16 protein-coding genes are annotated in these 17,623 nt (G+C 59.5%); 8 read left to right on the forward strand and 8 right to left on the reverse strand.

From position 1 onward, the window contains the following. Positions 1–2: 2 nt before the first annotated feature. Complete coding sequence (gene ybjM / locus ACLEXF_RS10900; RefSeq protein WP_004201325.1) at positions 3–386, reverse strand: inner membrane protein YbjM; 384 nt, start codon at positions 384–386, stop codon at positions 3–5. A gap of 267 nt (positions 387–653) precedes the next feature. Here ybjM and ACLEXF_RS10905 point away from each other — a divergent pair, with 267 nt between their 5' ends. Further along, a complete protein-coding gene (locus tag ACLEXF_RS10905) occupies positions 654–2,339 on the forward strand; it encodes an aspartate:alanine antiporter (protein WP_004179131.1) in 1,686 nt (561 codons plus the stop codon). A gap of 178 nt (positions 2,340–2,517) precedes the next feature. On the opposite strand, the gene ACLEXF_RS10910 is transcribed toward ACLEXF_RS10905, so the two are convergent. Beyond that, positions 2,518–3,081, reverse strand: coding sequence for a TetR/AcrR family transcriptional regulator (locus ACLEXF_RS10910; RefSeq protein ID WP_407259874.1), 564 nt, complete (start codon positions 3,079–3,081; stop codon positions 2,518–2,520). Positions 3,082–3,163: 82 nt separating this feature from the next. On the opposite strand from ACLEXF_RS10910, the gene ACLEXF_RS10915 reads away from it, so the two are divergent. Together ACLEXF_RS10915 and ACLEXF_RS10920 are read left to right on the forward strand one after the other, a co-directional pair. Then, positions 3,164–4,366 carry an MFS transporter gene (locus ACLEXF_RS10915; protein ID WP_017900139.1) on the forward strand — a complete coding sequence of 401 codons (1,203 nt, stop codon included), beginning with the start codon at positions 3,164–3,166 and terminating at the stop codon, positions 4,364–4,366. Next, positions 4,366–5,178: a Cof-type HAD-IIB family hydrolase gene (locus ACLEXF_RS10920; protein WP_017900140.1), complete on the forward strand. Its 813-nt coding sequence runs from the start codon at positions 4,366–4,368 to the stop codon at positions 5,176–5,178. Before ACLEXF_RS10915 ends, ACLEXF_RS10920 begins: the two co-directional genes overlap by 1 nt. Positions 5,179–5,216: 38 nt before the next feature. On the opposite strand, the gene kdeA is transcribed toward ACLEXF_RS10920, so the two are convergent. Next, positions 5,217–6,449 carry a multidrug efflux MFS transporter KdeA gene (kdeA, locus tag ACLEXF_RS10925; protein WP_004201293.1) on the reverse strand — a complete coding sequence of 411 codons (1,233 nt, stop codon included), beginning with the start codon at positions 6,447–6,449 and terminating at the stop codon, positions 5,217–5,219. 326 nt (positions 6,450–6,775) lie between these two features. Between kdeA and ybjG the strand changes: the two genes are divergently transcribed. Together ybjG and deoR are read left to right on the forward strand one after the other, a co-directional pair. Then, the gene (ybjG, locus tag ACLEXF_RS10930; protein ID WP_004201292.1) at positions 6,776–7,369 is read left to right on the forward strand and encodes an undecaprenyl-diphosphate phosphatase; all 594 of its coding nucleotides are present in this window, start codon (positions 6,776–6,778) and stop codon (positions 7,367–7,369) included. Positions 7,370–7,471: 102 nt separating this feature from the next. Next, a complete protein-coding gene (gene deoR / locus ACLEXF_RS10935; protein WP_032455767.1) occupies positions 7,472–8,230 on the forward strand; it encodes a DNA-binding transcriptional repressor DeoR in 759 nt (252 codons plus the stop codon). Between the two features lie 39 nt (positions 8,231–8,269). On the opposite strand, the gene dacC is transcribed toward deoR, so the two are convergent. Continuing rightward, positions 8,270–9,472: a serine-type D-Ala-D-Ala carboxypeptidase gene (gene dacC, locus ACLEXF_RS10940; RefSeq protein WP_004201290.1), complete on the reverse strand. Its 1,203-nt coding sequence runs from the start codon at positions 9,470–9,472 to the stop codon at positions 8,270–8,272. Between the two features lie 255 nt (positions 9,473–9,727). Here dacC and ACLEXF_RS10945 point away from each other — a divergent pair, with 255 nt between their 5' ends. Then, entirely contained in the window at positions 9,728–10,354 is a 627-nt protein-coding gene (locus ACLEXF_RS10945) for a glutathione S-transferase family protein (RefSeq protein WP_004201289.1), read from the forward strand. Positions 10,355–10,356: 2 nt separating this feature from the next. Here the strand turns inward: ACLEXF_RS10945 and ACLEXF_RS10950 are convergent, their stop codons facing one another. Together ACLEXF_RS10950 and bssR are read right to left on the reverse strand one after the other, a co-directional pair. Beyond that, complete coding sequence (locus ACLEXF_RS10950; protein ID WP_004201287.1) at positions 10,357–11,466, reverse strand: PQQ-dependent sugar dehydrogenase; 1,110 nt, start codon at positions 11,464–11,466, stop codon at positions 10,357–10,359. Between the two features lie 115 nt (positions 11,467–11,581). After that, positions 11,582–11,965, reverse strand: coding sequence for a biofilm formation regulator BssR (gene bssR, locus ACLEXF_RS10955; protein WP_004201285.1), 384 nt, complete (start codon positions 11,963–11,965; stop codon positions 11,582–11,584). A gap of 377 nt (positions 11,966–12,342) precedes the next feature. Between bssR and ACLEXF_RS10960 the strand changes: the two genes are divergently transcribed. Beyond that, entirely contained in the window at positions 12,343–13,584 is a 1,242-nt protein-coding gene (locus ACLEXF_RS10960; RefSeq protein ID WP_049116963.1) for an oligosaccharide MFS transporter, read from the forward strand. A 235-nt stretch (positions 13,585–13,819) separates the two neighbouring features. Further along, complete coding sequence (rimO, locus tag ACLEXF_RS10965; protein ID WP_004141985.1) at positions 13,820–15,145, forward strand: 30S ribosomal protein S12 methylthiotransferase RimO; 1,326 nt, start codon at positions 13,820–13,822, stop codon at positions 15,143–15,145. Positions 15,146–15,732: 587 nt separating this feature from the next. Here rimO and gsiD read toward each other — a convergent pair. Both gsiD and gsiC read right to left on the reverse strand, forming a co-directional pair. After that, positions 15,733–16,644, reverse strand: a complete 912-nt coding sequence (gene gsiD / locus ACLEXF_RS10970) for a glutathione ABC transporter permease GsiD (RefSeq protein WP_004886276.1) — start codon at positions 16,642–16,644, stop codon at positions 15,733–15,735. 1 nt (position 16,645) lies between these two features. Continuing rightward, the gene (gene gsiC, locus ACLEXF_RS10975) at positions 16,646–17,566 is read right to left on the reverse strand and encodes a glutathione ABC transporter permease GsiC (RefSeq protein ID WP_032455765.1); all 921 of its coding nucleotides are present in this window, start codon (positions 17,564–17,566) and stop codon (positions 16,646–16,648) included. Between the last annotated feature and the right edge of the window lie 57 nt (positions 17,567–17,623).

The following is a 17,623-nucleotide window of genomic DNA, read 5'->3' on the forward strand; positions in this document are numbered from 1 at the left end:
ATTTATTTGCTCGATGAATGACTGCGCCAGGTATCAAGCCAGGCGCAGATAAACAAAAAGCACAACGCCCCCAGCGCACACCAGAACACCGCGCTCAGTACCCACGCCATCTCCTGCCAGAACGTCCGGTGCGTGACGAAAAACAGCCGCATCGTCACCATACAGACCGGCGCCGCCAGCATCGCGCCGAGCAAAGGACGCAGCACCCGCCGACCGGGAGAGAGACAGCTCGCCGCCGCTCCTGGCAGCAAAAAGAAGAGCAGGCCCAGCTCCGGGTTGCCGCTGGCGCGAAAGGCCCCTTTCATATGTAACAACAACGATAAGCACACCACAATGAACAGAACGAAGCCACAGATAATGCCGGCCCAACTACGCTCAGATTTCACCGTATCCTCCTGATGTTGCCTCTAACTCACGTCCACGTCGCCCAGTCAGATAAAGCATTTCGGCAATCCATGCCAATAACTCCCCTGCCAGCCTGAAAACGATTGTCACTAGCCGCCGCATCCAGGAAGGATTAAACTAGCGGGTATATTTTTGCTGGTTATAACAGGGTGCCAGAATAGGTTCGCGACAACGCGAACGCCTGAGCAACCTTAGACCAAATAACCATTTCCTTCAACAACTTACTAGTAAACGAGAAGTTGGCTTTCGTGAATATAAACGTCGCAGATTTGTTAAACGGGAATTACATCCTGTTATTATTCGTTGTACTTGCATTAGGACTATGCCTGGGAAAACTGCGTCTCGGCTCAGTACAACTTGGTAATTCCATTGGCGTTTTAGTCGTTTCTCTATTATTAGGTCAGCAGCATTTCGCGATTAACACCGATGCCCTTAATCTCGGCTTTATGCTGTTTATTTTTTGCGTCGGCGTGGAAGCCGGTCCTAACTTTTTTTCGATTTTTTTCCGTGACGGGAAAAACTATCTGATGCTGGCGCTGGTGATGGTCGGCAGCGCGATGCTGATCGCCATGGTGTTGGGTAAAGTGTTCGGCTGGGATATCGGGCTCACCGCCGGTATGCTGGCGGGGGCGATGACCTCCACCCCGGTGCTGGTGGGCGCGGGTGACACTCTGCGCCATTTCGGCCTGCCCAGCGATCAGCTGGCGCAGTCGCTTGACCATCTGAGCCTCGGCTATGCCCTGACCTACCTGGTTGGTCTGGTGAGCCTCATCGTCGGCGCCCGCTATATGCCCAAGCTGCAGCATCAGGATCTGCAGACCAGCGCCCAGCAAATCGCCCGCGAGCGCGGCCTCGATACCGATTCCAAACGTAAAGTTTACCTGCCGGTGATCCGCGCCTATCGCGTCGGCCCGGAGCTGGTGGCGTGGGCGGATGGCAAAAATCTGCGCGAGCTGGGCATTTATCGCCAGACCGGCTGCTATATCGAACGCATCCGCCGCAACGGCATTCTGGCCAACCCGGACGGCGACGCGGTGCTGCAGATGGGCGACGATATTGCGCTGGTGGGCTACCCGGACGCGCACGCTCGCCTCGACCCGAGCTTCCGCAACGGTAAAGAGGTGTTCGACCGCGATCTGCTCGACATGCGCATCGTCACCGAAGAGATTGTGGTCAAAAACCACAACGCCGTCGGCCGCCGCCTGGCGCAGCTCAAGCTCACCGACCACGGCTGCTTCTTAAACCGGGTTATTCGCAGCCAGATCGAGATGCCTATCGACGACAACGTGGTGCTGAACAAAGGCGACGTGCTGCAGGTCAGCGGCGACGCCCGCCGCGTGAAGACCGTTGCCGATCGCATCGGCTTTATCTCCATTCACAGCCAGGTGACCGACCTGCTGGCCTTCTGCGCCTTCTTTATCGTCGGCCTGATGATCGGCATGATCACCTTCCAGTTCAGCTCCTTCAGCTTCGGCATCGGCAACGCCGCCGGCCTGCTGTTCGCCGGCATCATGCTTGGCTTCCTGCGCGCCAACCACCCAACCTTCGGCTATATCCCGCAGGGGGCGCTGAACATGGTGAAAGAGTTTGGCCTGATGGTGTTTATGGCCGGGGTCGGGCTCAGCGCCGGGGCCGGGATCAATAACGGGCTGGGCGCCGTCGGCGGCCAGATGCTGGCGGCAGGGCTTATCGTCAGCCTGGTGCCGGTGGTGATCTGCTTCCTGTTTGGCGCCTATGTGCTGCGCATGAACCGGGCGATGCTGTTCGGCGCCATGATGGGGGCGCGCACCTGCGCCCCGGCGATGGAGATCATTAGCGATACCGCGCGCAGCAACATTCCGGCGCTCGGCTATGCGGGCACCTACGCCATCGCCAACGTGCTGCTCACCCTCGCCGGGACGCTCATCGTGATCATCTGGCCGGGGCTACAATAAATTTTTTGCGAAAAAAGCCGCCACAGGCAGAACTTTTTCTCAGGGCATCAGTCATAAGTAATGCCACTGCTTTTCTTTGATGTCCCCATTTTGTGGAGCCCATCAACCCCGCCACTTCGGTTCAAGGTTGATGGGTTTTTTGTTGCCTGCGTTTAGCCATTCCGGGTGAAACGCCGCCTCAGTACTCCTCTTCCTGCGCCCTCTCCCCCGCCAGCTGCCCGACCATCATGCGGATCGCCGCCTTCGACAGCGGCGCGCGGTCGGTGACAAAGTGCAGGGTCATCCCTTCAATAAAGGCGTCGAGGCCGCGGGCGGTGTCAGGGGCAAACCACTGCTCCAGCGTCTGCTGGCTGCGCCGCATCCAGTTCTGCATCACCGCCTTCAGCGCTGGCTGGCTGCTACAGAACGCATACAGCTGGTACATCAGCTCCATATTGCGCGCCGTGGTCACCTGGGCGCTGAAGATCAGCTCCGCGATGGCATCGCAGGCTTGTTGCCGGTTCGCTACCCCGGCGAAGCTTTGCTGATACTGCGCCGACATCTCGGCGGTAAACAGGCTGAACGCCTCCTCGATCAGCGCCTCGATGCCGCTGAAATAGTAGGTCAGCGACCCCAGCGGCACATTCGCGCAGGTGGCGATTTTACGGTGCGTCACCGCATGGACGCCGTGCGCCGCGATGGTGTCCAGCGTCGCCTGCAGGATGCGCTCGCGGCGCTGCGGATCGTTCGGTCTACGGGCCATGATTTTCCTCTTCCGGTTTATGTACAAATGTACACATGCTTGCTACTGTTGTCTTCATTCTTCTCCTTTAAGGCGTTTACGGATGACGACGCAATCTTCGCGCAGAGCGCTCCAGCTTCGACTGTGGGCGCTGTTTATGTTCTTTTTCATCCCTGGCTTATTAATGGCCTCCTGGGCCACCCGCACGCCGGCGATCCGCGATCTGCTGGCGCTTTCTACCGCAGAGATGGGCGTCGTGCTGTTTGGCCTGTCGGTGGGGTCGATGAGCGGTATTCTCTGCTCGGCGTGGCTGGTGAAGCGCTTTGGCACCCGCAAGGTCATCCGCACCACCATGTCCTTCGCCGTACTCGGCATGCTGGTGCTCAGCCTGGCGCTGTGGCTTGCCTCCGCCCCGCTGTTCGCCTTCGGTCTGGCCATCTTTGGCGCCAGCTTTGGCTCGGCAGAGGTCGCCATTAACGTCGAAGGCGCGGCGGTTGAGCGGGAGATGAATAAAACGGTGCTGCCGATGATGCACGGCTTCTACAGCTTTGGCACCCTGTTCGGCGCCGGGGTGGGCATGGCGGTGACCGGGTTCGGCCTTCCCGCCGCCCCGCATATCCTGGCGGCCGCGCTGGTGGCCATCCTGCCCATCGCCATTGCTATCCGTGCCATTCCGGAGGGTACCGGTAAAAATGCCGCCGAAGCCGCCCACGGCGAGGCGAAAGGTCTGCCGGTATGGCGCGATGCGCAGCTGCTGCTTATCGGGGTTATCGTCCTGGCGATGGCCTTCGCCGAAGGCTCAGCCAATGACTGGCTGCCGCTGCTGATGGTGGACGGCCACGGCTTTAGCCCCACCTCCGGCTCGCTGATCTATGCCGGCTTCACCCTCGGCATGACGCTGGGCCGCTTTACCGGCGGCTGGTTTATCGATCGCTACAGCCGGGTGACGGTGGTTCGTGGCAGCGCGGTGATGGGCGCTCTGGGCATTGGCCTGATTATCTTCGTCGACAACCCCTGGGTGGCGGGCATTTCGGTGCTGCTGTGGGGCATTGGCGCCTCGCTCGGCTTCCCGTTGACCATCTCCGCCGCCAGCGATACCGGTCCGGATGCCCCTAAGCGCGTCAGCGTGGTGGCGATTACCGGGTATCTTGCTTTCCTCGTCGGGCCGCCGCTGCTGGGCTTCCTCGGCGAGCATTTCGGCCTGCGCAGCGCCATGATGGTGGTGCTGGGCCTGGTGATGGTGGCGGCGCTGGTCGCCCGCGCGGTGGCTAAGCCACAGTCTGAACCCGTTATGGAGAACAGCTAATGAGCATCAAACTGATTGCGGTGGATATGGACGGCACCTTTTTAAGCGATGCCAAAACTTACAACCGGCCGCGCTTCCTCGCCCAGTATCAGCGGATGCGCGAGCAAAACATTCGCTTCGTGGTCGCCAGCGGCAACCAGTACTACCAGCTGATCTCCTTCTTCCCGGAGATCGCCCACCAGATCGCCTTCGTGGCGGAAAACGGCGGCTGGGTGGTGAGCGACAATGAAGACGTCTTCAACTGCCAGCTGCCGGTTCACCATTTCAACGCCGTGGTCGACCATCTGCAGACGCTGCCGAATATCGAAATCATCGCCTGCGGGAAGCGCAGCGCCTACACCCTCAACCGCTACAACGACGCGCTGAAGACGGTGGCGGCGAAGTATTATCACCGCCTTGAACTGGTGGATGATTTTAACCATCTCGATGACACCATCCTCAAATTTGGTCTCAACGTGCCGGACCGCCTGATCCCGGAGATTCAGCCGAAGCTGCACGCGGCGCTGGGGGACATGGTGACAGCGGTAGCCACCGGCTACGGTAGCATCGACTTAATTATCCCGGGGGTGCACAAAGCCAACGGCCTGCGTATTTTGCAACAGCGCTGGGGTATTGAAGATCACGAGGTGGTGGCGTTCGGCGACAGCGGCAACGATATCGAAATGCTGCAGCACGCCGGATTTGGCTTCGCCATGGCCAACGCCCGGGAAGACGTCAAAGCCGTCGCCCGCTATCACGCGCCGCACAATAACGAAGAGGGTGTTCTGCAGATTATCGATAAGGTATTGGATCGCGAAGCGCCATTCGCCTGATAAGACCCGGATGCGAGCGCATCCGGGTTTTCAACCGGTTATCCCTGCTGCGAATTGCCGACGCTTTTATCTTTCAGGAAGTAGATCATCAGCCCCAGCCACAGTACCCCGCCCAACAGGTTAAACAGGCTGAACAGCCCGTTGCCGCCGAGCTCGTAAGCATGTTTGCTGAGCTCGATGCCGACGGTGAAGATCAGCATCTGCAGCATCCCCATCGCCGCCGAAACCGTGCCTTTGCTCATCTCGCTGGCGAACAGGGTTAAGCGCACCAGGCCGGCGTTCGCCAGGCCAATCCCGAAGGCGTAGAAGCTCAGACCGGCGGTCATCCACAGATAGGCGTGGGAAGAGACCACCGTCGCCGCCGCGGAGAGGAGCAGGCCAAACACGATAGGCCAGCCGCCCATGATAATCAGCGAGCGCACGGTACGGCGCGAAGTCAGGCGCGCCAGCACCAGGTTGCCGGCAATCAGCGCGCCGAAAATCGGCACCTGCAGCATGCCATACTCATAGCTTGTCGCCTGTTCGCCGCTGATAATAATCACCGGCGACTGGGCGATCCACGCCAGCAGCGGCAGGCTGACAAAGCCGGTAGCCAGCGCGCCGGCGACGAAGCGCAGGTTCTTCAGCACCAGCCGATAGTCGCGGCCCAGCTCTTTGACCGACAGCTTTTCACCCAGTCGCGTCGCGGTTTCCGGCATCGCCCGCTGCAGGCCGACAAACGAGATAGCCGCCAGCACGGCGAACAGCACGAACATCATCTCCCACGGCAGGATATGCACCCAGGCGGCGCCCACCAGCGGCCCCAGCAGCGGGGCAATCAGCGCCACGTTGGCCATCAGGGCGGTGATTTTAATACACACCGCCTCCTCAAAGGACTCCTGGATCGCCGCGTAGCCGACCGCGCCGATAAAGCACAGGCTGATCCCCTGCAGGAAGCGCAGCAGGGTGAACTGTTCAATGGTCTGCGCCAGCAGCGTCGCCAGGCAGGTGACGATAAACCACACCACCCCGGTCAACATCACCGGACGGCGGCCAATACGGTCCGACAGCGGCCCCAGCAGCCACTGTAGAAACATGCCGCCGGCCAGATAAGCGGTCATCGAGGTGGGTACCCACTCGTTGCCCACCTGAAACTCCTGAACCACGGCCAGCATACCCGGCTGGATCATATCGTTGCCGATATAGGTGGAAAACTCGTACAGCACCAGACATAGCGGGAACAGCAGCGCCTGCCTTCCGAGGCGGCGACCTGAAAGCGAATAATTTTGCATGAAATCTCTTATCTATCAAAAATCGCGCAAAGTGTAATGAAACTCCCGGCGCGGAGATAGTGAATTGTGGGTGACACCGCACAATATTGCGAGTTGCGCGCCAGCGTCAGGGCTCGTCTTAGCAATTCACTCTGCGTATATATTCCGTTTATGTTTCAGCCATGTGACAAAGGATATACTGACGCTTTTCAGGGAGTTAGCGCCGCACCTCAGAAGGCGACATTTCTTAACAACCTGATATTTAAGACAATACTGCTTTATCTCCGCACCGCTTTTATTTAGGGTAAGCGGCTTATTTGCTATCGGACCAACGAGCCTGGAAGTCTATGCTGGAAAATATTAACTACGCGCTGTTCGCCCTGCTCAACGCGACCCCGGCCTCGCCGCAGTGGGCCATTGAGGTGGCGATTTTCATCGCTAAAGATCTAATTCTGATCGTGCCCCTGCTGGTGGTGACCTTGTGGCTGTGGGGGCCTGCCCAGCGGCAGATGGTGTTTAAGCTGATGCTGGCGCTGAGCATCAGCCTGACCGTCTCATGGGCGATCGGCCACCTCTATCCGCACGATCGGCCGTTTGTCGCTGGCGTGGGCTATAACTTCCTGCACCACGCGGCGGACGATTCCTTCCCCAGCGACCACGGCACCGTCAGCTTTACCTTTGCCCTGGCCTTCCTGTTCTGGCACCGCGTCTGGTCCGGCGCCCTGCTGATGGCCCTTGCCGCCGCCATCGCGTGGTCCCGCGTCTATCTCGGCGTCCACTGGCCGCTGGACATGGTCGGCGGCCTGCTGGCCGGGATGTGCGGCTGCCTTGGCGCGGCGCTAATCTGGCATACTGTCGGCTCGGCGCTGTACCGTCAGCTGCAGCGCCTCTATCGCCTCTGCTTCTCCCTGCCGATCCGCAAAGGCTGGGTGCGCGGCTAAACGCCGACCGTCGCGGCGGCGACCGCGTGACTAACCCGCAAGCGACAGGTAAAATCCCGCTAACGCCCTGCCTCCGCAGGGCGATTTTAGCGCAGAGGGAATATGGAAACTCGCCGTGACGAACGCATCAGTCAGCTCATTCAGGCACTCAAGCGCAGCGATAAGCTGCATCTGAAAGAAGCGGCCTCCCTGCTCGGGGTGTCGGAAATGACCATTCGTCGCGACCTCAACGGCCACAGCGGTCCGGTCGTGCTGCTCGGCGGATACATTGTGCTGGAGCCGCGCAGCGCCACCCATTACCTGCTCAGCGACCAAAAAACCCGGCTGGTCGAGGAAAAACGCCGCGCCGCCCGCCATGCGGCCGCGCTGCTGGAGGCCCATCAGATGGCCTTCTTCGACTGCGGGACCACCACCCCGTGGATCATCGACGCCATTGACGACGCTATGCCCTTCACCGGCGTCTGCTACTCCCTGAACACCTTTCTGGCCCTGCAGGAAAAGCCCCAGTGCCGCGCGGTCCTGTGCGGTGGGGAATTTCATGCCAGCAACGCGATTTTTATGCCGCTGAGCCTTGAGGATACCCTCAGCCATCTGAGCCCTGATATCGCCTTTTACTCGGCGGCGGGCATTGACTGCGAGCAAGGGGCAACCTGCTATAACCTGGAGGAACTGCCGGTCAAGCACTGGGCGATGCGACACGCGCGCTACCACGTGCTGGTGGTAGACCACAGCAAGTTTGGCAAAGTGCGTCCGGCGCGCATGGGGGCGTTAGCGAAGTTTGATGTGATCGCCAGCGATATCTGCCCGGATGACGAGCTGGTCGCGCTGGCGAAGGCGCAGCAGATTTCGCTGCTGTACTGAACATGAACGGACCGCGCCCCGCCGGGCGCGGTCATGACATCAGGAGAACCAGCTGCCGAACCAGCCGTGGAGTTTCATCAGTACGAAGTCGATCATCCGGCTGAAGAAACCGCCCTCTTTCACCGGCTCCATGACGATCAGCGGGCGCTGCTCGATGGTTTTATCATTCAGCTTAAAGTCGATAGTCCCGACCACCTGCCCCTTCTCCAGCGGCGCGGTAAGCTGCGGCTGGTTTAAGGTGTAGCTGGCTTTCAGGTTTTTCAACTGCCCCTTCGGCAGGGTGATAGAGCCCGCTTCGCCAGCCCCCAGTTTCGCTTCGCTGCTGTCGCCAAACCACACGCGCTGAGTGACGAAGGTGGCATCCGGTTTAATCGGCGTCACGGTTTCATAGAAGCGGAAGCCCCAGGTCAGCAGTTTTTCTGACTCGTTAAAACGAATGCGGTCGGTTTTGGTCCCCAGCACCACGGCAATCAGACGCATATCGCCCTGCGTGGCCGAAGAAACCAGGTTATAGCCGGCCCCGGCGGTGGTCCCGGTTTTCACGCCATCGGCGTTGAGGTTGGTGCTCCACAGCAGACGGTTACGGTTTGGCTGACGAATTTTATTAAAGGTGAACTCTTTCTCTTTATGTACCGCGTACTCTTCCGGTACATCGTGGATCATCGCTTTGGTCAACAACGCCATATCGCGAGCGGTACTGAACTGCCCCGGCGCATCAAGGCCGTGAACGGTCATAAAGGTGGTGTTGGTCAGCCCCATTTTTTTGGCGTAGCCGTTCATCAGGCTGACGAAAGCGTCCTGGCTGCCCGCCACGTAGTCCGCAATGGCAATGCTGGCGTCGTTACCGGACTGAATGATGACCCCTTTGTTCAGATCTTCCACGGAAACCTGCATGCCGGGCTTGAGGAACATCACCGATGAGCCGCGCAGCGCCGGGTTGCCGGTCGCCCAGGCATCGCGCCCGACGGTCACCATATCGGTCAGTTTAATTTTTCCCGCTTTTATCGCCTGCCCCACCACGTAGCTGGTCATGATCTTCGTCAGACTGGCCGGGTCGAGTTTTTCATCGGCATTGCCTTCGCTTAGCACCTTCCCGCTGGCGTAGTCCATTAGGATCCAGGCGCGAGCGTCAATCGAAGGGGCGTCGGGGAGTTGTTCTGCAGCCTGCACCGCAGGTGCGACAAGAAATAACAGCGCGCAACCTGCCGCGAGGCCGCGAAGGGAAAAAGCGTCATGCATCATAAGAGCCACCCAAGTATCCTTTCCAAACAAAATATGCCGCGCCACTCTGACCGCGCCGCAGCAACCGGTGAGTAAAGCGTACAAATGACCTTAAAGAAACAGCGAGTTGGTAAAGTTTTTAAAGTTTACGCAATAACATGCCGCCGTGCTTTAATCAGAACAATTTTTTTGATCGTGATTGCCTAAATATTAACTTTATCCCAACATGATCGCCGATCGCGCTGCAACGGCAGTGAAACAAACTCAGGAGCGAAAATGATTACACTGTGGGGACGTAATAATTCGACCAACGTGAAGAAAGTGCGCTGGGTGCTGGAGGAGCTGGATCTGCCGTATGAGCAGATCCTCGCCGGGCTGGAGTTTGGTCTCAATCATGACCCGGAATATCTGGCGATGAACCCCAACGGGCTGGTGCCGCTGTTAAAGGACGATGCCACCGGGGTGGTGTTGTGGGAATCAAATACGATTATTCGCTACCTTGCCGCCCAGTATGGCGTTGACCGTCTGTGGCTGGCCGCGCCGGCGCAGCGCGCGCAAGGCGAAAAGTGGATGGACTGGTCCAACGGCACCCTCTCTCCCGCTCATCGCCCGGTGTTAATGGGCCTGGTGAGGACGCCGCCGGAGCAACGCGACCCGGCGGCCATCGCCGCGGGGATCAGCGCCTGCGAAACGCTGTTCGCCATGCTGGATGACGAACTGGCCAAAATGCCGTGGCTCTCTGGCGAGCAGTTCGGCCTTGGCGATATTGCCGTCGCCCCCTTCGTCTACAACCTGTTGTCGATCCTCGACAGCTGGCAACCGCGGCCCCATCTGCAGCGCTGGTATCAGCAGATTAGCCAGCGTCCCGCCTGGCGCGAAGTGGTGCAGATCCCGGTCACCTGACGCTACTTCTCCGGACTCAGCCGCAATAGCTCGCCGTTAGACTCGTCGGTTAACACATACAGATAGCCGTCGGGTCCCACGCGAACGTCGCGGATGCGTTTCCCGCGCGCCTCCAGCAGGCGCCCCTCCTCGCGGACCTGGTTGCCGTCCACCGCCAGAACAATCAGCGACGTCTCCTTCAGCGCGCCGATAAACAGCTTATGTTGCCACTGGGGAAAGGTCTGCGCCGCGTAGAAGGCCATCCCGCTTACCCCGGGCGAGACCGGCCAGACATACAGGGGAGGCTCGGTTCCCGGAACCGTTTTGCCCCTGGCCTCCGGAATGGGCAGGCCGCTGTAGTTAATGCCGTGCGTCGCCAGCGGCCAGCCGTAGTTTTTTCCCGCCTGCGGGATATTAATTTCATCCCCGCCGCGCGGGCCGTGCTCGTTCAGCCACAGCGCCCCGCTCCACGGATTTATCGCCATCCCCTGTGGGTTGCGGATGCCGTAGGCCCAGATCTCCGGCCTCACGTCGGCCCGGCCAACAAAGGGATTATCCGGCGGCACACCCCCGTTCTCCGTCAGGCGGACCACTTTTCCCTGCAGCTTGTCGAGATCCTGAGCGGTGGGACGCTGATTGTTCTCCCCGAGGCCAATAAAGAGATGCCCTTTGCCGTCAAACACCAGCCGGCCGCCAAAATGATTGCCGACGGAGAGTTTCGGCTGCTGGCGAAACACCACGGTGAAATTCGTCAGTTGAGTGGCATCCTGGCTCAACTGCCCGTAGCCCACCGCGGTGCCCGCTTTGCCGCTGGCGTCGCTTTCCGCATAGCTTAGCCACACCCGCCGCGACTGCGCGAAATCCGGGGCCAGCGCCACGTCCAGTAAGCCCCCCTGGCCGTTGGCCCACACCTGCGGCACGCCGGCTATCGGCGCCGACAGGCCTTTACCCGGCTGCCAGCGCTTGAGCTCGCCGCCACGCAGGGTAATCAACATGCCCTGGTCGCCGGGGAGAAATGCCAGGCTCCACGGATGGGCCAGCCGGTTCTGCAATACCTCCACCCGCGCCGCGGCCTGGCTCAGGGCCGGCAGCGACAGGGCGCTCAATAGCAACAGCAGCGGGATCGGACGCATGGCATTCTCCTTTCGTCAGCTCTGCGCTAAAGGGTAGCCAGCGGGGAAATTTGCGCGGGGATTTTTACATAACCTTTAACAGGGGAAGCATCCACTTCCCCTGGGTTTCAGCCGATCAGGCATGAGGAATTGGCGACAATTTATTCAATTTATGAATATTTGAAGTCAATCCTGTCAGACAGCGTTCTAGCTTCTCTACGTTAACAGCGATGTACAGCGGACAATCATGATGCCCGCTCATCAGGCATACTGCAGCGGCGGCGACGGACTCGCCGGCCAAACGAAGGGCATCCTTTTCCTCCGGTGAAATGACATGCTGCAGGCGCGGCGCCTGGGCACGCATTTCACGGCAAAGCTCAAACAAGTTTTCACGCAGATGGTCATTTTCGCTGACTGACATGTAGCCTTTGGCCTTCCGCAGCTGCAGATAGGCGTCAATATCGATATTGGCGTTAATGAGCTTCTGCAAAAGGTGGCGGTATAGTCTGTCAACGGTCATCACGGTTCCTCCTCTGTCGTCCTTTACCCTATCCATAATACGGTTATTTTTTGTACGAAATGATGCGCCAGGTCAATTATTCCCAAGACTTTAACACCCTTTACAATTTGACAACTCTGCCGCTTTGTCAGGTCTATAACAAAGTAAATGTAATACGATCACATTTAATTTCGCAAAGAAACAAAATCGCCATCATCGCCATTAAGTGGCCAAAATAGTGCTGCAATGATCACATTATATCGCAGACGCTATTGCAAGATCGCCAGCCAGAGTGCCATAACAAATCATCTATGTAATACGTATAACATTTAATAAAAACAGCGACCGCGGCCGCGGTTCGCTGATAATCTCTCTGCCCGTTTGCAAGGAACTGAACCATGACGCCCGGTAAAAGAAACTACCTTCTGTTGAGTCTTTTCGATTTCCTCTACCTGTTCGCCTGGTCGTCGACCATGGCTTTCTTTGTCATTTGGACCACCCAGCATCTTGGCATCAGCGCCACGAAAACCGGCCTGCTCTACTCGGTCAACGCCTTTATCGCCCTGCTGATGCAACCTTTCTTCGGCTTTATCTCCGACAAGTTCGGCCTGAAAAAACGGCTTATCTGGCTGCTGGTCGCCCTGCTCCTGCCGGTGGGCCCCTTCTTTATCTATGTTTACGCGCCGCTGCTGGTGCACAATTTCTGGTTCGGCGCGCTGCTGGGGGGGATCTATCTGGGGATCATCTTTAACTCCGGCTGCGGGGTGATCGACTCTTACATCGATAAGATTTCCCGTCGCTACCAGTTCGAATACGGTCGGGTGCGGATGTGGGGCTCGTTAGGCTGGGCAGCGGCGGCCTGGATTGTGGGTAAATATATCGACAGCAATCCCAATCTGGCCTTCTGGCTCGCCAGCCTCGCCATCGTCATCGCCGCCATCTGCTTTATGCTGACCAAAATTGAATTAACCGACGCTGATGTGGCGCGAAGCGAATCGCTGAAGGTCTCCCATGCCCTCGAGCTGGCGAAGAACGGTCAGTTCTGGATGCTGCTGCTCTTTACCCTGTTCGTCACGCAAATTTATGACACCTACGATCAGCAGTTTGCCCAGTACTTCTCGCAACAGTTCCCGACGCCGGAGGAAGGCAACCGCTGGTATGGGATCCTCGCCTCCATTCAGGTTTGCGGCGAAACGCTGTTCTTATGCCTGATGCCGTGGTTTGTTAACCGGACCGGCGCCAAGTGGGCGCTGATCATTGCCGGGCTGATCATGTCGGTACGTATTGTTGGTTCGGCGGTGCCTCTTGGCCCGGTGTGGATTGGCGCAGTAAAAATGATGCATGCCCTGGAGAAACCGTTAATTCTGGTGTCGGTCTTTAAATTCATCGCCGCCAACTTCGACCACAAGCTCTCTTCGACAGTCTATTTACTGGTGCTGTTTGTCGCCTCGATCGCCACCGCCATTTACTCCCCGCTGGCTGGCTATCTGTACGATACCATTGGCTTCGCCGACACCTATCTGATCCTCGGCGGCATCGCCGGACTATTTACTTTGATCTCTGTCTTCACGCTGCAGGATAAGCGCGAGCCGAAAAAGCCCGGCGCCGCCCCCTCCGGAGCCGTCACCCCGGCGCAATAAGTCTCTGCCCGGCAGCAACGCCGGGCGTGAATCGCCGCCTGCGCGCACGGCTTGCCGGAAGCGTTTCCCGCCCCTCTGCTCCGGGGCGTGCGGGATCCGCTTTAGCGGCAGGGGCATGAAAGGCAGGGCTGGGTGCGCTTTTTCACCATTAACCGTGACGGAGCTATACTCTTTTTCGCAAAGATCTGTAGAATTCCTGCCCTGACCATTCCAATAATTGAACACTTTTTAAGCTATGAGCAATGTCACGCACCAGCCGAAAATCGGCTTCGTCTCCCTGGGCTGCCCGAAAAACCTCGTGGACTCAGAGCGTATCCTGACCGAACTGCGCACCGAAGGTTATGACGTCGTTCCTACCTACGACAACGCCGATATGGTGATCGTTAATACCTGCGGCTTTATCGACAGCGCTGTGCAGGAATCGCTGGAAGCGATCGGCGAAGCGTTGAAAGAGAACGGCAAGGTGATCGTCACCGGCTGTCTCGGCGCAAAAGAGGATCAGATCCGTGAAGTGCACCCGAAGGTGCTGGAGATCACCGGTCCGCACAGCTATGAGCAGGTGCTGGAGCACGTCCACCACTATACGCCAAAGCCGAAGCACAACCCGTTCCTGAGCCTGGTGCCGGAACAGGGCGTTAAGCTGACGCCGCGCCACTACGCCTACTTAAAAATTTCTGAAGGCTGCAACCATCGCTGCACCTTCTGCATTATTCCGTCCATGCGCGGCGACCTGGTGAGCCGTCCGATTGGCGAAGTGCTGGCGGAAGCCAAACGCCTCGCTGACGCTGGCGTGAAAGAGCTGCTGGTGATTTCGCAGGACACCTCCGCCTACGGCGTCGACGTCAAGCACCGCACCGGTTTCCACAACGGTATGCCGGTGAAGACCAGCATGGTCAGCCTGTGCGAAGAGCTGGCGAAGCTCGGCATCTGGGTGCGCCTGCACTATGTCTACCCGTACCCGCACGTTGACGATGTGATCCCGCTGATGGCAGAAGGCAAAATTCTGCCGTACCTCGATATTCCGCTGCAGCACGCCAGCCCGCGCATCCTGAAGCTGATGAAGCGTCCAGGTTCCGCTGACCGTCAGCTGGCGCGCATCAAGCAGTGGCGTGAAATCTGCCCGGATCTGACCCTGCGCTCCACCTTTATCGTGGGCTTCCCGGGGGAAACGGAAGAAGATTTCCAGATGCTGCTCGACTTCCTGAAAGAGGCGCGTCTCGACCGCGTCGGCTGCTTCAAGTACAGCCCGGTTGAAGGCGCCACCGCCAATGAGCTGGCGGATCAGGTGCCGGAAGAGGTGAAAGAGGAGCGCTGGAACCGCTTTATGCAGCTGCAGCAGCAGATCTCTGCCGAGCGTCTGCAGGAAAAAGTGGGTCGCGAAATCCTGGTGCTGGTGGATGAAGTTGATGAAGAAGGCGCCATTGGCCGCAGCATGGCCGACGCCCCGGAAATCGACGGCGCGGTCTACCTGAACGGCGAAACCCGCGTTAAGCCGGGCGACGTGGTGCGGGTGAAAGTCGAGCACGCCGACGAATACGACCTGTGGGGAACCCGGGTCTAGTCCAGCTTCCCGGATAGCGGCTTAGCGCATTCCCCGGCCTACGGGGTCCTCCCGTAGGCTCCCCCCCCAGGCCCCCGCAAGCGCAGCGCCGCCGGGCAAGCGTTGATGACCTTCCAGGCAACCCTGTTGCGCCGTTATTTTGCCGGGTGGCGCTACGCTTACCCGGCCTACGGGGTCCAGTCCCAATATGTGAATCGCCGCCGGACATGGGGCCGCTGAAACTGCCGGTGCTGGCGGCCTCAACATCGCTGAGACGTTCCCGGAAGGCCGGGGCAGCCCGCATGGATGCGGGCTGAGGGCCATGTTTTGCACGGACGCTGCCTCGGCCCGACCCGCAGCCTGCAGGGATAAGTCGAAGGCACCACGAAGTGGCGATGTTGCTGGCCGGAGCCCGGGGGTACAGGGGGCGGCGGCGACTGGCCGCCCCCTGTGCGCTCCCTGCGCCAAGCCAGACATAACGCAGAAAATTAACCGGGAGCGCAATGTGCGCTGACGCCACACGTGATAAACGCTTTTCCCGGGCAGAGAAAGTGGCAACCGATGCAGCTTATCCCCCCGTCGTGCGCCAGACCGTCACCCGACGTCCCCTACCCCTTTAACTTCGGATCCAGCGCATCGCGCAGGCCATCCCCCAGCAGATTAAACGCCAGCACGGTCACGAAAATCGCCACCGCCGGAAACAGCGCCACGTGCGGGGACATCACCATATCCGCCCGCGCCTCGTTGAGCATCGCGCCCCACTCCGGCGTGGGCGGCTGCGCGCCGAGACCGAGAAACGACAGACTGGCCGCCGAAATAATCGATACCCCAATGCGCATGGTGAAATAAACCACGATCGACGACACCGTCCCCGGCAGGATGTGGTGGAAGAGGATGGTGGCATCGCTGGCGCCAATGCTGCGCGCCGATTCAATAAAGGTCTGCTGCTTTAATACCAGGGTGTTGCCCCGCACCAGCCGGGCGAAAGCCGGGATCGAGAAGATCGCCACGGCGATAATCACGTTGGCCATCCCGCTGCCCATGACGGCGACCACCGCGATCGCCAGCAGGATCCCCGGAAAGGCGAACAGCACGTCGCACAGACGCATAATCAGCCGGTCCCACCAGCCCTCATAGTAGCCGGCCAGCAGCCCAAGCACCGTGCCGATGGCCGCGCCAATCAGCACCGCCAGCACCCCGGCGGCCAGCGAGATCTGCGCCCCCACCAGCACCCGGCTGAAAATATCGCGCCCCAAAGAGTCGACACCGAACCAGTGCACCAGCGAAGGCCCCTCGTTAAGCCGGTCGTAGTCGAAATAATTTTCCGCATCGTACGGCGCTATCCATGGGGCGACGATGGCCACCGCAATCAGCAACAGCACGAAAATACCGGCGCCCATGGCCACCGGCTGACGCCGAAAGCGCCGCCAGAACTCATGCCAGGGGGTATGGATTTCGCCGGGCCTGATGCCCGGCATGGCGTTCAGCGCCGCCTGCCTTCTCCAGTTAAGCAATCGCACCTTACTTATACCTGATAGCCGGGTTTATGGCCGCGTACAGCACATCCACCACTAAATTGATAAGAATAAACTCCAGCGAAAAGAGCAGCACTTCCGCCTGAATCACCGGGTAATCGCGCATTTCTACCGAATCGACCAGCAGTCGCCCCAGCCCGGGCCAGTTGAAGACCTTCTCCACGACGATCGAGCCGCCGAGCAGGAAACCGAACTGTAGCCCCATCATGGTGACCACCGGGATCATCGCATTGCGCAGACCATGCTTGAGCACCACCCGCGTTTCGCTCACCCCTTTCGCCCGGGCGGTACGCATATAGTCTTCATGCAGCACATCGACGAACGACGCGCGGGTAAAGCGCGCCATCACCGCCGCCACCGCCGCGCCGAGGGTCAGCGACGGCAAAATATAGTGCCGCCAGCTGTCGGCGCCCACCGTCGGCAGCCAGCCCAGCTCAACCGAAAACACCTGCATCAGCAGCATGCCGAGGGCAAAGGCCGGAAACGAAATACCGCTCACCGCCAGCGCCATTCCCAGACGGTCAGGCCAGCGATTGCGCCACACCGCCGCCGCGATCCCCGCCGCCATGCCAAACAGCACCGCCCAGCTCATGCTGGCCAGCGTCAGCCACAGGGTGGGCATAAAGCGGCTGCCTATCTCACTGGCAACGGGACGCCGCGAGGCCATGGACATGCCAAAATCGCCGCGCAGCACGTTGGTGATGTAGTGCCAGAACTGGACGTGCAGCGGCTGGTCAAGTCCCAGCTGCTGGCGCACCATCGCCACCACCTGGGCGTCGGCCTCTGGTCCGGCAATCAGCCGCGCCGGGTCGCCGGGCAGCATATGGACGAAGAGAAACACCAGCACCGCGACGATTAGCAGGGTGGGGATCAGCCCCAGCAGGCGCTTAATCACATAGTTGAGCATCGTACCTCCACAACCCGCCCCGCGGAAAAACCGCCCTCCGCCCACTAGCGCCGGAGG

It is taken from the genome of Klebsiella pneumoniae complex sp. WS1778, assembly GCF_049472055.1.
GTDB classification, from domain to species: Bacteria; Pseudomonadota; Gammaproteobacteria; order Enterobacterales; family Enterobacteriaceae; genus Klebsiella; species Klebsiella quasipneumoniae.

Coding starts and splice junctions, on each gene's coding strand:
- ACLEXF_RS10910 (WP_407259874.1), bottom strand. CDS start 3,081: ATGGCCCGTAGACCGAACGATCCGCAGCGCCGCGAGCGCATCCTGCAG.
- ACLEXF_RS10915 (WP_017900139.1), top strand. CDS start 3,164: ATGACGACGCAATCTTCGCGCAGAGCGCTCCAGCTTCGACTGTGGGCG.
- ACLEXF_RS10920 (WP_017900140.1), top strand. CDS start 4,366: ATGAGCATCAAACTGATTGCGGTGGATATGGACGGCACCTTTTTAAGC.
- kdeA (WP_004201293.1), bottom strand. CDS start 6,449: ATGCAAAATTATTCGCTTTCAGGTCGCCGCCTCGGAAGGCAGGCGCTG.
- ybjG (WP_004201292.1), top strand. CDS start 6,776: ATGCTGGAAAATATTAACTACGCGCTGTTCGCCCTGCTCAACGCGACC.
- deoR (WP_032455767.1), top strand. CDS start 7,472: ATGGAAACTCGCCGTGACGAACGCATCAGTCAGCTCATTCAGGCACTC.
- dacC (WP_004201290.1), bottom strand. CDS start 9,472: ATGATGCATGACGCTTTTTCCCTTCGCGGCCTCGCGGCAGGTTGCGCG.
- ACLEXF_RS10945 (WP_004201289.1), top strand. CDS start 9,728: ATGATTACACTGTGGGGACGTAATAATTCGACCAACGTGAAGAAAGTG.
- ACLEXF_RS10950 (WP_004201287.1), bottom strand. CDS start 11,466: ATGCGTCCGATCCCGCTGCTGTTGCTATTGAGCGCCCTGTCGCTGCCG.
- bssR (WP_004201285.1), bottom strand. CDS start 11,965: ATGACCGTTGACAGACTATACCGCCACCTTTTGCAGAAGCTCATTAAC.
- ACLEXF_RS10960 (WP_049116963.1), top strand. CDS start 12,343: ATGACGCCCGGTAAAAGAAACTACCTTCTGTTGAGTCTTTTCGATTTC.
- rimO (WP_004141985.1), top strand. CDS start 13,820: ATGAGCAATGTCACGCACCAGCCGAAAATCGGCTTCGTCTCCCTGGGC.
- gsiC (WP_032455765.1), bottom strand. CDS start 17,566: ATGCTCAACTATGTGATTAAGCGCCTGCTGGGGCTGATCCCCACCCTG.